This window comes from Ectobacillus soli (assembly GCF_042610425.1).
In the GTDB taxonomy this organism is placed as follows: Bacteria; Bacillota; Bacilli; order Bacillales; family Bacillaceae_G; genus Ectobacillus.
Map to the genome: position 1 here is coordinate 736,524 of NZ_JBGJZM010000001.1, position 14,793 is coordinate 751,316.

Annotated in this window: 14 protein-coding genes; all 14 read left to right on the top strand. The window is 38.5% G+C overall.

Annotated elements, in window-relative coordinates:
* Positions 1–25: 25 nt before the first annotated feature.
* The 14 genes from trmFO (at position 26) to ACAN53_RS03905 (ending at position 14,688) form a co-directional block, all read left to right on the top strand.
* Positions 26–1,327, top strand: coding sequence for an FADH(2)-oxidizing methylenetetrahydrofolate--tRNA-(uracil(54)-C(5))-methyltransferase TrmFO (trmFO, locus tag ACAN53_RS03840; protein ID WP_379967266.1), 1,302 nt, complete (start codon positions 26–28; stop codon positions 1,325–1,327).
* A 68-nt stretch (positions 1,328–1,395) separates the two neighbouring features.
* Complete coding sequence (gene xerC / locus ACAN53_RS03845; protein ID WP_379967269.1) at positions 1,396–2,292, top strand: tyrosine recombinase XerC; 897 nt, start codon at positions 1,396–1,398, stop codon at positions 2,290–2,292.
* Between the two features lie 138 nt (positions 2,293–2,430).
* The gene (hslV, locus tag ACAN53_RS03850; protein ID WP_379967272.1) at positions 2,431–2,973 is read left to right on the top strand and encodes an ATP-dependent protease subunit HslV; all 543 of its coding nucleotides are present in this window, start codon (positions 2,431–2,433) and stop codon (positions 2,971–2,973) included.
* A 16-nt stretch (positions 2,974–2,989) separates the two neighbouring features.
* Entirely contained in the window at positions 2,990–4,384 is a 1,395-nt protein-coding gene (gene hslU / locus ACAN53_RS03855) for an HslU--HslV peptidase ATPase subunit (protein WP_379970251.1), read from the top strand.
* A 71-nt stretch (positions 4,385–4,455) separates the two neighbouring features.
* The gene (codY, locus tag ACAN53_RS03860; protein ID WP_379967275.1) at positions 4,456–5,235 is read left to right on the top strand and encodes a GTP-sensing pleiotropic transcriptional regulator CodY; all 780 of its coding nucleotides are present in this window, start codon (positions 4,456–4,458) and stop codon (positions 5,233–5,235) included.
* Positions 5,236–5,630: 395 nt separating this feature from the next.
* Positions 5,631–6,332 (top strand): 30S ribosomal protein S2, encoded by a 702-nt coding sequence (rpsB, locus tag ACAN53_RS03865; RefSeq protein ID WP_379967278.1) that lies wholly within the window; start codon positions 5,631–5,633, stop codon positions 6,330–6,332.
* A gap of 231 nt (positions 6,333–6,563) precedes the next feature.
* On the top strand, positions 6,564–7,451 hold the full coding sequence (gene tsf, locus ACAN53_RS03870; RefSeq protein WP_379967281.1) for a translation elongation factor Ts: 888 nt from the start codon (positions 6,564–6,566) through the stop codon (positions 7,449–7,451).
* A gap of 110 nt (positions 7,452–7,561) precedes the next feature.
* Positions 7,562–8,284: a UMP kinase gene (gene pyrH / locus ACAN53_RS03875; protein ID WP_379967284.1), complete on the top strand. Its 723-nt coding sequence runs from the start codon at positions 7,562–7,564 to the stop codon at positions 8,282–8,284.
* A 2-nt stretch (positions 8,285–8,286) separates the two neighbouring features.
* Positions 8,287–8,844 carry a ribosome recycling factor gene (gene frr, locus ACAN53_RS03880; RefSeq protein ID WP_379967287.1) on the top strand — a complete coding sequence of 186 codons (558 nt, stop codon included), beginning with the start codon at positions 8,287–8,289 and terminating at the stop codon, positions 8,842–8,844.
* A gap of 81 nt (positions 8,845–8,925) precedes the next feature.
* Positions 8,926–9,696 carry an isoprenyl transferase gene (locus ACAN53_RS03885; protein WP_379967290.1) on the top strand — a complete coding sequence of 257 codons (771 nt, stop codon included), beginning with the start codon at positions 8,926–8,928 and terminating at the stop codon, positions 9,694–9,696.
* Positions 9,697–9,713: 17 nt separating this feature from the next.
* Positions 9,714–10,502 carry a phosphatidate cytidylyltransferase gene (locus ACAN53_RS03890; RefSeq protein ID WP_379967293.1) on the top strand — a complete coding sequence of 263 codons (789 nt, stop codon included), beginning with the start codon at positions 9,714–9,716 and terminating at the stop codon, positions 10,500–10,502.
* A 14-nt stretch (positions 10,503–10,516) separates the two neighbouring features.
* Positions 10,517–11,659, top strand: a complete 1,143-nt coding sequence (locus ACAN53_RS03895) for a 1-deoxy-D-xylulose-5-phosphate reductoisomerase (protein ID WP_379967296.1) — start codon at positions 10,517–10,519, stop codon at positions 11,657–11,659.
* A 17-nt stretch (positions 11,660–11,676) separates the two neighbouring features.
* Positions 11,677–12,933, top strand: coding sequence for an RIP metalloprotease RseP (rseP, locus tag ACAN53_RS03900; RefSeq protein ID WP_379967299.1), 1,257 nt, complete (start codon positions 11,677–11,679; stop codon positions 12,931–12,933).
* Between the two features lie 57 nt (positions 12,934–12,990).
* The gene (locus tag ACAN53_RS03905) at positions 12,991–14,688 is read left to right on the top strand and encodes a proline--tRNA ligase (RefSeq protein WP_379967302.1); all 1,698 of its coding nucleotides are present in this window, start codon (positions 12,991–12,993) and stop codon (positions 14,686–14,688) included.
* The last annotated feature ends 105 nt before the right edge of the window (positions 14,689–14,793 follow it).

Consider the following 14,793-nt stretch of genomic DNA (forward strand, 5'->3'; position numbering starts at 1 on the left):
ATTAGAAGAAGGGTGATTGATATTTATGGTACAAGTAGTGAATGTAATAGGGGCTGGACTAGCAGGGAGTGAGGCAGCTTATCAAATTGCAAAGCGTGGTGTTCAAGTTAAATTATATGAAATGAGACCAGTAAAACAAACGCCAGCTCATCATACAGACAAATTTGCAGAGCTTGTATGCAGTAATTCTCTTCGTGCCAATTCATTAACAAATGCAGTTGGGGTTATTAAGGAAGAAATGCGTCGTTTGGATTCGGTTATTATTCGTGCTGCAGATGAATGTGCTGTGCCTGCGGGTGGTGCGCTTGCAGTAGATCGTCATGAATTTGCAGGAAAGGTAACGGAATACGTAAAAAATCATCCGAATATAACAGTGGTACATGAGGAAATTACAGAAATTCCGGAAGGACCGACGGTTATTGCTACAGGTCCATTAACTTCTCAGGCACTTTCTGAACAATTAAAAGCACTTACTGGGGAAGATTATTTTTATTTCTACGATGCAGCTGCTCCAATATTGGAGAAGGAAAGTATTGATATGAATAAAGTATATTTAAAATCAAGATATGATAAAGGGGAAGCAGCTTATTTAAATTGTCCTATGACGGAAGAAGAGTTTGATCGCTTCTACGACGCTCTTGTAACAGCTGAAGTTGCTGTTTTGAAAGAGTTTGAAAAGGAAGTTTATTTTGAAGGCTGTATGCCCGTTGAAGTCATGGCTAAGCGCGGAAAACAAACACTTTTATTTGGTCCTATGAAACCGGTTGGATTAGAAGATCCTAGCACAGGTAAAACGCCGTTTGCAGTCGTTCAACTGCGACAAGATGATGCGGCAGGGACACTTTATAATATTGTTGGATTTCAAACGCATATGAAATGGGGAGCACAAAAGGAAGTATTTGGTCTTATTCCTGGATTAGAGCAAGCAGAAATCGTACGCTATGGTGTGATGCATCGTAATACATTTTTGAATTCTCCAAAGCTACTTCGTCCAACATACCAATTTAAAGAAAGGGACGATTTATTTTTCGCGGGTCAAATGACAGGGGTAGAAGGATATGTAGAATCTGCTGCATCTGGCTTGCTAGCAGGAATCAATGCTGCTAGACTTGTACTAGGAGAGGAGCCGGTCGTTATCCCTCCAGTAACAGCGATTGGAAGTATGGCGCACTATATTACGAATACAAATGTAAAGCATTTTCAGCCAATGAATGCAAACTTTGGCTTATTCCCTCCGTTGGAAATAAAGGTGAAGAAGAAATTAGAACGGTATGAAGCATATAGCAATCGTGCTTTAGAAACAATTCAAAATTTTGTAAATATTTAGTCAAATTTCTTGCAAGAGCTACTAAACTGTGTTAACATTTAGTGGCTTTTGTTTTAGGTGGCGATATTATGGATAATAAAGAAAGTGTAAGTCGGTTCATTGAGTATTTGCAAATTGAACGTAACTATTCCATACACACGATTGTAAATTACAGAAAAGACATTGAACAATTTGTTTCTTTCATGAATAGTGAGTGTATCTCATCCTTTCAGAGTGTTTCCTACAGTGATGTTCGGTTGTTTTTAACAGAATTGCATGATGCAAAACTAGCACGAAAGTCTGTTTCTAGGAAAATTTCATGCTTGCGTAGTATGTATCGTTTCTTTATGAGAGAAAATTATTGTACTGAAAATCCCTTTGTTCTTGCCGCGCTTCCTAAAAAGGAATTATCTATTCCACACTTTTTATATGAAGAAGAACTAGCAACACTTTTTGAAGTAGCGGATATTCAAACACCGTTAGGACAGCGAAATCAAGCAATTTTGGAGCTTCTTTACGCCACGGGAATTCGGGTAAGCGAGTGTTGCCATTTATCTTTACAGGATATTGATTTTCATATGGAAACGATTCTTGTTACAGGAAAAGGAAACAAACAACGATTTGTTCCATTCGGGAGCTATGCTGCGGAAATATTGCACCTTTACATACAGGATGGAAGAAAAACGTTATTACGTAATCAAAAAGAAACGAATGCACTATTTTTGAATAATAAAGGGCACGCTTTAACGGATAGAGGCGTTCGTTATATTTTGAATGACATGATTGGAAAAACTTCTATTAATCTACATATTAGTCCTCATATGCTTCGTCATACATTTGCTACCCATATGCTGAATGAAGGAGCGGATTTACGAACTGTGCAAGAATTGCTTGGACATGCACATTTATCTACTACTCAAATTTATACGCATGTTTCGAAGGAAAGATTGCGGTCAGTATATATGGAACATCATCCAAGAGCATAATGATGCTAGAAAAAATAAATAATCATATAATGTATAGAGATTGATTGAAAAACCAATCACTGCAATAGGTATTTGATAATTTTACATGTAGAGTGTATATGCATCAGTGTAATCATAATGATAAAGGAGTTTTTGTGTATGGTAACCTTTCATGCTACTACGATCTTTGCAATCCATCATAATGGCAAGTGTGCAATGGCAGGTGATGGGCAAGTTACAATGGGGAATTCAGTTGTAATGAAACATACAGCGCGCAAGGTTCGCCGTTTGTTTCGAGGTAAAATATTAGCTGGTTTTGCTGGTTCTGTAGCAGATGCTTTTACTCTTTTTGAAATGTTTGAGGGAAAGCTCGAAGAATATAATGGTAACCTACAACGAGCAGCCGTTGAAATGGCGAAGAAGTGGCGCGGTGATAAGATGCTTCGTCAGCTAGAAGCCCTTCTTATAGTAATGGATGCTGATAGTATGCTTCTCATATCTGGTACAGGAGAAGTTATTGAGCCAGATGATGGTATTTTGGCAATTGGTTCTGGAGGAAATTATGCTCTATCGGCTGGGCGCGCTCTTAAAAGGTATGCAGGAGATCATCTAACTGCTAGTGAGATAGCGAAGGCTAGTCTAGAAATTGCTAGTGAAATTTGTGTGTTTACAAACGGAAATATTATCGTTGAGGAATTGTAAAGGGAGGTATACAGTGATGAAGTTACATTATACGCCGCGTCAGATTGTAGAGAAATTAGATCAATACATTATTGGACAAAAAGATGCAAAAAAGGCTGTTGCTGTCGCTCTTCGTAACCGTTACCGCCGCAGCTTACTTGATGAGAACATTCGTGATGAAATTTCGCCCAAAAATATTTTGATGATCGGACCGACGGGTGTAGGAAAAACAGAAGTAGCCAGACGTCTAGCAAAACTTGTAGGTGCCCCTTTTATTAAAGTGGAAGCAACGAAGTTCACAGAGGTAGGCTATGTAGGTCGTGATGTAGAATCTATGGTACGTGATTTAATGGAAACATCCGTTCGAATTGTGAAAGAAGAAAAAGTAGGTAGTGTCCAAGGAAAAGCAGAGGAACAAGCAAATCAACGAATTATTGATATTTTAGTTCCGACTTCAAAAAAACAGCAAAACTTTAAGAATCCACTTGAAATGTTGTTTGGAGGGTATCAAAATACTGAATCGAAAAGTGATAGTCAACCAGAAGAGCCGGTAAATGAACAACGACGTACAGAAATTGAACGTAAGCTGGCAGCTGGTTTATTGGAGGATGAAATCATTACGATTGAAGTTGAGGAACAACAATCTTCTATGTTTGATATGCTACAAGGAACAGGCATGGAACAGATGGGTATGAACTTTCAAGATGCGCTAGGGAACTTTATGCCAAAGCGTAAGAAGAAAAGAAAACTTTCTGTGAAAGAAGCTAGAAAGGTATTGACAAATGAAGAGGCACAGCGCTTAATTGATATGGACGAAGTTGCACAAGAAGCTGTTTACCGTACAGAACAGCTAGGCATTATTTTTATTGATGAAATTGACAAGATTGCCGGTAAACAGTCCGGAGGTGTTGATGTATCGCGGGAAGGAGTGCAACGTGATATTCTTCCGATTGTGGAAGGATCGACCGTTGTAACGAAATATGGTCCAGTTAAAACAGATCATGTTTTGTTTATTGCAGCTGGGGCATTTCATATGTCTAAGCCTTCTGATTTAATACCAGAGTTGCAAGGTAGATTTCCGATACGTGTGGAATTGTCAAAGCTAACAGTAGAAGATTTCGAAAGAATTTTAATCGAACCGGATAATGCACTTCTCAAGCAATATACTGCATTATTAGCTACGGAAGGTATAGAAATTGAATTTTCTGATAATGCTATTCGTAAAATTGCAGAACTTGCATATCAAGTAAACCAAGATACTGATAATATCGGAGCTCGAAGATTACACACCATTTTAGAAAAACTTCTGGAAGATTTATCGTTTGAAGCGTCTGAAATCACGATGAATAGAATAGTAATTACGCCTCAATACGTAGATGAAAAATTAGCATCTATTGTGAAGAACAAAGATGTAAGTCAATTTATACTATAAAAATAAACAGGTGTCTCGTCCTGGTTTCCAAGTAATAGAAATGAATTGAATTTTGGGAGGAAAAAAGAATAATGGCACTATTAGATAGAACTAGAAAAATTAATGCACTTCTGCAACAAACAGCGGGCAGACCTGTAAATTTTAGAGAAATGGCTGATACATTATGCGAAGTTATTGAAGCAAATGTGTTTATAGTGAGCCGTCGTGGTAAGCTATTAGGCTATCAAGTTCACCAACATATTGAAAATGATCGTATGAAAAAAATGTTTGCGGAACGTCAATTTCCTGAAGAATATACAAAGAGCCTGTTTAATATAACCGAAACCTCTTCTAATATAGATATTAATAGTCCTTATACGGCTTTCCCTATTGAAAATAAAGATTTATTTCAAATGGGATTAACGACAATTGTTCCTATTGTTGGTGGCGGAGAACGATTGGGAACATTAGTGTTGGCTCGTTTAACAGAGTCTTTTTCAAATGATGATTTAATTCTTGGCGAATATGGCGCTACTGTTGTTGGAATGGAAATTCTTCGTGAAAAAGCAGAAGAAATAGAAGAAGAAGCACGAAGTAAAGCCGTTGTACAAATGGCAATTAGTTCGTTATCATATAGCGAATTAGAAGCAATTGAACATATTTTTGATGAATTGAACGGGACAGAAGGACTTTTGGTGGCAAGTAAGATTGCTGATCGTGTAGGTATTACTCGTTCTGTTATCGTGAATGCGCTTCGTAAACTTGAAAGTGCAGGCGTAATAGAATCTCGTTCTCTTGGTATGAAAGGAACGTACATTAAAGTATTAAATAATAAATTTTTGGTAGAATTAGAAAAGTTAAAATCAAACTAACTAAATGGTTGCAAGCACCCTCTCTGAAATAGCCAGAGAGGGTTTTTTATTACAGAAATAATTGAAATTTCTTCCGCCTTATGGGGTGAACAAGTCGATTTTTCTTTTCTGGGGTTGGCCAGCAAAACCGACTAGCCCCTCCGGTCAGAAGTTCTCCGCCCATAAAGGCAAAAAGCGCCTTTTTGTGCGGAGAACTTCTGCCCTATGGGGCTGAACAAGTCGATTTTTCTTTTCTTTGTTACTATGACTTGATTGTGATTTCTTGTTATGGTATAGTAATCGATGGTGTGAATAACAACACACGTTCACTGATTTACATGTTGGTGCTGCTTTTGCAGTTACGTGTAAAGTTGAGGTGGACGGAGGAGAAAAAAACCATTCAGGAGGAACTTTACATGTCAGTAATTTCAATGAAACAATTGCTTGAAGCAGGTGTTCACTTCGGTCACCAAACTCGCCGTTGGAACCCAAAAATGAAACGTTATATTTTCACAGAACGTAACGGTATCTACATCATCGACCTTCAAAAAACAGTTAAAAAGGTTGAAGAAGCATACAACACAATGAGAGAAATCGCATCAAACGGCGGTACTGTACTTTTTGTTGGTACGAAAAAACAAGCACAAGATGCTATTAAAGAAGAAGCACTACGCGCTGGAATGTATTTCGTGAACCAACGTTGGTTGGGTGGAACATTAACAAATTTCCAAACTATCCAAAAACGTATTAAACGTTTAAAAGACATCGAAAGAATGCAAGAAGACGGCACATTTGATGTTCTTCCTAAGAAAGAAGTCGTTCAATTGAAAAAAGAATTAGAACGTCTTGAAAAATTCTTAGGCGGCATTAAAGATATGAAAGGTCTTCCAGATGCAATTTTCATAGTTGACCCTCGTAAAGAACGTATTGCTGTTGCAGAAGCTCGTAAATTGAACATTCCTTTAATTGGAATCGTTGATACAAACTGTGATCCAGATGAAATCGACCACGTAATCCCTGCTAATGACGACGCAATTCGCGCTGTCAAACTTCTTACTGGTAAAATGGCAGATGCAATCCTTGAAGCAAAACAAGGGGAAGAAACTGTTACTGCGTAAGATTTTAAAAAGGTGATAAGGGGTTATGCCTTTTATCACCTTTTTTTTAAAGATACAAACTACACCTTTTAGGGTGAAAAACTAGCTTTACTAATTAGAGCGATATCAGTAGGTACCCTTTTTTCTGAAAAGGAAATTACGTCTTTTTTGTGAGAGAAGCCCTTGCTCTCTTGGAGTTACGCAAGCTGATTTCACTTTTCGGTTATACATATAATTAGGAGGATGATGAGAATGGCAGTTACAGCACAAATGGTAAAACAACTTCGTGAAACGACTGGCGCTGGTATGATGGATTGTAAAAAGGCGCTTACTGAAACAGATGGTGATATGGAAAAAGCAATTGATTTTCTTCGTGAAAAAGGTATTGCAAAGGCTGCGAAAAAAGCGGACCGTATTGCAGCTGAAGGATTAACAAATATTACAGTGGAAGGCAACAACGCTGTTATTTTGGAAGTAAACTCTGAAACTGACTTTGTTGCAAAAAACGAAGGATTTCAAACGTTGACAAAAGAATTAGCTGCACATATTTTAGCAGCAAAACCAACTACAGTAGAAGAAGCATTAGCTCAAACAATGAATGGTGGTACAACTGTAGAAGAATATATTAATGCAGCAATCGCAAAAATTGGTGAAAAATTAACGCTTCGTCGTTTTGCAGTTCTTGCAAAAGAAGATGGAGATGCATTTGGTGCATATCTTCACATGGGTGGCCGTATTGGTGTATTGACAGTTCTTGCTGGAACTACTGATGAATCAGTTGCAAAAGACGTTTCTATGCATATTGCAGCTGTAAATCCAAAATATATCGATCGTAGTGCAGTTACAGAAGAAGAAATCGCACATGAACGTGAAGTATTAACGCAACAAGCTTTAAACGAAGGCAAACCAGAAAAAATCGTAGTGAAAATGGTTGAAGGTCGTCTTGGCAAGTTCTTCGAAGAAATTTGCTTAGTTGACCAATCTTTCATTAAAGATCCAGATGTTAAAGTTGGAAAATTTGTTCAAGCTAAAGGTGCGACGGTAAAATCTTTCGTACGTTACAGTGTTGGTGAAGGTATTGAAAAACGTCAAGATAACTTTGCTGAAGAAGTAATGAGCCAAGTAAAAGGCAATAACTAATTTTGAATGGGAGAAGGGGACACTTCGTGTTCCCTTTTTTAGAATAGAGCTCCAAACAGAAGAAGAGGCGCTGTTTTAGATGGGATCATTCAAGCAAATGGAGGTTCGTTATGAGTCAAGCAAAATACAAACGTGTTGTGTTAAAGCTTAGCGGAGAAGCTTTAGCTGGAGAACGCGGTTTTGGAATAAATCCGTCCGTTATTATGTCTATTGCGAAACAAGTGAAGGAAATTGTCGAGCTTGATGTCGAAGTGGCAGTTGTGGTTGGAGGCGGAAACATTTGGAGAGGTAAAGTGGGGAGTGAAATGGGTATGGACCGAGCAAGTGCTGATTACATGGGCATGCTTGCAACGGTTATGAACTCCCTTGCTCTTCAAGATAGCCTTGAAAATATAGGCATTCAAACTCGTGTACAAACGTCTATTGAAATGCGTCAAGTGGCTGAACCGTACATTAGACGAAAAGCCATTCGTCATTTGGAAAAGAAGCGAGTGGTAATTTTTGCAGCTGGTACAGGGAATCCGTATTTTTCCACAGATACGACTGCTGCGCTTCGTGCAGCAGAAATTGAAGCGGATGTTATTTTAATGGCGAAAAACAATGTGGACGGAGTATACAGTGCAGACCCAACAATTGATGCATCTGCAACGAAATACGATACGTTAACGTATTTAGACGTTTTAAAAGAAGGACTTGCTGTAATGGATTCTACTGCTTCCTCTTTATGCATGGATAATGATATTCCTTTAATCGTATTCTCGGTTATGGAAGAAGGAAACATTAAGCGTACTGTTCTTGGTGAAAATATTGGAACAATTGTTAGGGGGAAATAATGATGGCACAACAAATCATTAACGCTGCAAAAGAAAAAATGAACAAAGCGATTTCTTCTTATTCACGTGAATTAGGTACTGTTCGTGCTGGACGTGCGAGTAGCTCATTGCTTGAAAATGTAACAGTTGACTACTATGGTGCACCAACACCTATTATTCAATTAGCAAATATTACAGTGCCTGAAGCACGGTTACTTGTTATTCAACCTTATGATAAGTCTATAATGGGCGATATTGAAAAGGCGATTTTAAAGTCTGATTTAGGTTTAAATCCTTCAAATGATGGCACAATTATTCGTATTTCGTTTCCTGCTTTAACTGAAGAACGTCGTCGTGAACTTGTAAAGGTTGTCAAAAAATATGCTGAAGAAGCAAAAGTGGCTGTGCGTAATGTACGCAGAGATGCAAACGATGACATGAAAAAGCTTGAAAAAAATGGTGAAATAACCGAAGATGAATTAAGAGGTCATACAGATACGATCCAAAAAGAAACGGATAAGCATATTGCAAAAATCGATGAGATCTCAAAGAACAAAGAAAAAGAAATCCTTGAAGTTTAATGCGATGGACGCACGGCCCTCTGTGTAAGGGGGCCTTTTTACACTTTTAAGGAATACCTGTGCTCGTGGAGGGTTTCAAACATGTTGAAGAAGTTATTCTTTCGAAAACAAAAGTCTGCATCGTTTGACCGGCTTGTACAAGAGGCTAAAAAGGGCTATATTCCCAAACATATCGCGATTATAATGGATGGAAATGGCCGATGGGCTAAACAACGAGCCTTGCCTCGTATAGCCGGACATCATGAGGGAATGAAAGTTGTTCGCAAAATTACAAAATTTGCGAGTGAAATCGGTGTAAACGTGTTAACGTTGTATGCATTTTCAACGGAAAACTGGAAGAGACCGAAGCAGGAAGTTGAATTTATTATGAAGCTTCCCCAAGAATTTTTAGGTGCATTCTTGCCTGAACTTGTGGAAGAAAATGTTCAAGTTCGTGTGATGGGGAAACGTGATAGACTACCTGAACATACACGTAAGGCAGTTGAAAATGCAATAGAAGCAACGAAACAGAATACGGGCTTAATACTAAACTTTGCTTTGAACTACGGAAGCCGCGATGAAATGGTTTACGGTATACAAGAATTGGTTAGAGATAGTATTGAGGGAAAAGTAAACGTCGACGATATTACAGAAGAAGTATTCTCTGAGTATTTGATGACAAAAAGTCTACCAGACCCAGATTTGTTAATTCGCACAAGCGGCGAAGTACGTATTAGTAATTTTATGCTATGGCAAATCGCATATACAGAGTTATGGTTTTCTAATGTTTTTTGGCCGGATTTTACAGAAGAACACTTGCTAGAAGCTATTTTGGACTTCCAGAGGAGAGGAAGAAGATTTGGTGGCGTATAAAAAGTGAGGTGTTGCTGGTGAAACAGCGCGTAATTACAGCGGTCATTGCTGCTGCATTATTTATTCCGATTGTCTTCTACGGTGGAATTTCTTTCACCGTTTTAGTATATTTTCTCGCCTATGTTGGGCTTTATGAACTTATACATATGAAGAAGCTTCCAATCTTTTTTATTCCAACTATACTAACGGTAGTATTGCTAAGCTTAATTCTCGTTCCAAGTAGTTCGGCTTTTTTGTTTGATACAATTGGACTATCCAAATTGGAGTTGACGTTTGTCATTGTAATGCTCCTTCTATCATATACTGTGCTATCAAAGAATACGTTTACGTTTGATGATGCAGCCTTTCTACTTTTTGCAACACTTTATATTGGAATGGGATTTTATTATTTTCACCAAACAAGAATTGATGGACTACGCTATTTGTTCTACACATTGTTTGTTATTTGGGCGACAGATTCAGGTGCATATTTTATCGGACGAGCATTTGGTAAGCACAAACTCTGGCCTGATATTAGTCCAAATAAAACAGTTGAAGGTGCAATTGGAGGCATTTTTTGTGCTGTTATTGTAGGACTCGTATATAATGTGTTTCAACAGGTAAATGAACATGTTATCTATTTAATTGCTGTCACTGTACTGGTATCGATTTTTGGACAAATTGGCGATCTAGTGGAATCTGCATTTAAACGTCATTATGGTGTAAAGGATTCTGGATATATATTACCCGGTCATGGGGGGATTTTAGATCGCTTAGATAGTCTATTATTCGTTTTGCCACTTTTACATTTTCTGCACTTTGTTTAAGGAGAGCGCAACCTATGAAAAAAATAAGTCTTTTAGGAGCAAGCGGTTCGATAGGAACACAAACAATTGATGTCATTCGAACGCATCCTGATCAATTCAAGCTTGTTGCCTTTTCGGTTGGTCAAAATATTGAGTTTGCAGCAAAAATGATTGCAGAATTTTCTCCGAATATTGTTTCAGTTGGGCGTAAAGATGACGCACAACGTTTGAAATTGTCTGCTAAAAACACAAAAATTGTATATGGAGCAGAAGGGCTTTTGGAAGTTGCTCTTGATAAGGAAGCTGATGTTGTGCTAACTGCTGTAGTTGGGAGCGTTGGACTTCTTCCAACACTTCGAGCTATTGAAGCAAAGAAAACAATTGCCATTGCAAATAAAGAGACGCTTGTGACAGCTGGACATATTGTGACAGAATCTGCAAGAAAGAATGGAGTATCACTACTTCCAGTTGATAGTGAACATTCGGCAATTTTTCAATGCTTGCAAGGGGAAAACCCGGAGAGAATTTCAAGATTAATTTTGACTGCTTCTGGAGGAAGCTTTCGGGATAAGACACGCGAGGACCTTGCTCACGTTACAGTAGAAGATGCATTGAAACATCCTAATTGGTCGATGGGTTCGAAAGTAACGATAGATTCTGCTACAATGATGAATAAAGGCTTAGAAGTGATAGAAGCTTATTGGCTATTTCAAATTCCTTATGAACAAATTGATGTTGTTCTACATAAAGAAAGTATCATTCATTCCATGGTAGAATTTACAGATCGAAGCGTAATGGCACAACTTGGTTCACCAGATATGAGAGTTCCAATTCAATATGCACTCACCCATCCAGATCGTTTAGCTCTGCCCGCAACAAAGCAGCTACATCTTTGGGAAATTGGGGAACTTCATTTTAGTAAAATGGATTTACAACGATTTAGGAGCTTAGGATTTGCCTTCGAAGCAGGAAAAACGGGTGGTAGTTTACCAACTGTTATGAATGCGGCCAATGAAATTGCTGTTGCTGCTTTTCTGCAAAAACGTATTAGCTTTTTAGCTATTGAAGATTTAGTTGAGAAAGCGATGCTTCGTCACACAGTAGTTAAGCATCCAACCCTCGAAGAAATTCGGGAAATTGATCAGGCTACAAGAGTGTTTGTGATGGAACAAATTTAAAAAAGGTGGTTATGGAATTGAACACAGCGATTGCCTTTATTTTAGTCTTTGGTGCACTCGTCTTTTTCCATGAACTTGGTCATTTATATGTTGCAAAGCGATCTGGTATTTTGTGCCGTGAATTTGCAATTGGATTTGGGCCGAAGCTGTTTTCCTTTACGAAAAACGAAACGAAGTATACGATTCGTTTGCTTCCACTAGGAGGCTACGTTCGCATGGCTGGTGAAGATCAAGAAACAATGGATTTGAAGCCAGGTACTAAAGTTGCGCTCGTAATGAACGAAAAGGAACAAGTTACAAAAATCGTTATGGATAACTACGAAAAGTATCCAAATGCCAGAGTGATTGAAGTGGAGCAAGCTGATTTAGAGCATGCTCTTACGATATCTGGGTATGAAGAATATGAATCAGAATTGCAAACATTCTCTGTTCACGAGAAAGCTTGTTATGTTTCAGCGGGAGAAGAGCTTCAAATTGCACCGTTTAATCGTCAGTTCACTTCTAAAACGCTAGGACAACGTGCACTTACTATTTTTGCAGGTCCTGCAATGAACTTTATATTAGCATTTTTTTTATTTGTTATCATCGGGCTTGTTCAAGGTATTCCAGTAGATAAACCGGTTATTGGCCAACTTGTACCAGATGGTGCGGGTCTTAGAGCTGGTTTGCAGCAAGGTGATGTTATTTCTACAATTAATGGAACACAAATGACGACTTGGGCCGATGTTACAACGATCATTCGTAAAAATCCGGCAACTGAGTTGACTATGAAGCTACAACGAAATCAACAACCTGTTACCATTAAGGTAACACCAACTGCTGAGAAGGAAGGAAACCAAGAAATTGGTAGACTAGGGGTGTATCCACCGGTTGAAAAGTCATTCCTTGGGAGTATACAGCTTGGTTTTGAACAAACATACAAGTGGACAAAGCTCATCTTCTTATCACTGGTACAGCTTGTAACTGGACAATTTTCTATCAACGCCTTATCGGGTCCTGTTGGTATTTATAACTTAACAGGTAAGGTTGCTGAATCTGGTTTTATTAACTTACTTGGCTTAACAGCAGCTTTAAGTATTAATTTGGGGCTCTTTAATTTGTTGCCAATTCCTGCGTTGGATGGTGGTCGCCTTATGTTTTTCGTAGTGGAAGCACTACGCGGTAAACCAGTCGATCGACAAAAGGAAGGTTTGGTTACTTTTATTGGATTTGCACTCTTAATGCTTTTGATGCTTGTGGTTACTTGGAACGATATTAAAAAATTTTTTCTGTAATGAATTAAGGGCCATGCATTTTGTTTGTACGGCTTACTAATAACGAGGTGGTAACAAATGAAACAGAGTTTAATGTTTAGTCCTACATTACGTGAAGTGCCAGCAGATGCAGATGTAAAAAGCCATCAGCTGCTACTGCGTGCTGGCTTTGTTCGTCAAAATGCCTCCGGTGTGTATAGCTTTTTGCCACTGGGATTGAAAGTGTTACATAAAGTAGAACAGATTATTCGTGAAGAAATGGAGCAAGCAGGAGCTCTTGAGCTTCTTATGCCAGCACTACAAGCGGCCGAACTTTGGCAAGAATCAGGCCGATGGTATTCATATGGACCTGAACTAATGCGCCTTAGAGACCGTAATGATCGTGAATTTGCGTTAGGTGCAACTCATGAGGAAACTATTACAGCTCTTCTACGGGATGAAGTGAAATCTTATAAGAAACTTCCACTTACCTTGTATCAAATTCAAACGAAATTCCGTGATGAAAAGCGTCCGCGTTTCGGCTTGTTACGTGGAAGAGAGTTTTTAATGAAAGATGCGTATTCTTTTCATGCTTCTAAAGAAAGTTTGGATGAAGTCTATGCACGTATTTTTACAGCGTACAGTAATATTTTTCGACGCTGCGGGTTAAATTTCCGTGCCGTTATTGCAGACTCTGGTGCAATGGGAGGCAAGGATACACATGAATTCATGGTACTTTCAGAAGTGGGCGAGGATACAATTGCCTATTCAAATGAATCAGATTATGCGGCAAACATCGAGATGGCTCCTGTTGTTGTAACGTATGAACGTACGGGAGGACAACTACCACTTGAAAAAGTTGAAACACCAAATCAAAAAACAATCGCGCAGGTGTCTGAATATCTAAATATCGATGATAAACATTGCTTTAAGACACTCGTATTTAAAGTGGATGATAAGTTTGTGCTTGTTCTTGTTCGCGGGGATCATGAAGTAAACGACGTAAAATTGAAGAATTTATACGGTGCTTCTGTTGTGGAATTAGCAGATGAACAAGATGTAAGAAAACTAATGAATTGTTCAGTTGGATCACTTGGACCAATTGGTGTACCGGAAGATGTTGATGTCGTTGCTGACTTCGCCATTGAAGCACTTGTAAATGGATGCTGCGGGGCAAATGAAGAAGGGATTCACTATATAAACGTTAATCCTGAACGAGATTTTTCTGTAACGCAATTTGCTGATATTCGTTTTATTCAAGAAGGAGATCCTTCTCCTGACGGTAAAGGAACGATTGTCTTTGCAAAAGGAATAGAAGTTGGACATGTGTTTAAGCTCGGAACTCGATACAGTGAGGCAATGAGCGCAACCTACTTAGATGAAACTGGAAGAGAGCAACCAATTATTATGGGATGCTATGGAATTGGGGTTTCTCGTACGGTTGCTGCCATAGCAGAGCAGTTTAATGATGAGCATGGTCTAAAATGGCCCGTTGCTGTAGCTCCGTTTACGGTTCATATTATTCCAGCCAATGTAAAAGTCGATGAGCAACGTGAAAAAGCGGAAGAATTATATGATTCCTTACGAAATATTGGCTATGAAGTATTGCTAGATGATCGTAAAGAACGCGCTGGTGTAAAGTTTGCTGATGCTGACTTGTTTGGTATACCAGTCCGTGTAACCGTTGGTAAAAAAATTGGTGAAGGAATCGTAGAGGTAAAGTCTCGTCAAACAAACGAGTTGAATGAAATATCTCTTGAAGAACTTCCCACTTACATTGCATCTATATTAAAATAAGGTTAGACTGACCATATTAAATATGCACATTGAAGATTTCTTCATTTGCACCATGGTCAATTTTATGAGGTGACGCAAAAGGGAATGATTTTTCCCCTTTTTCAG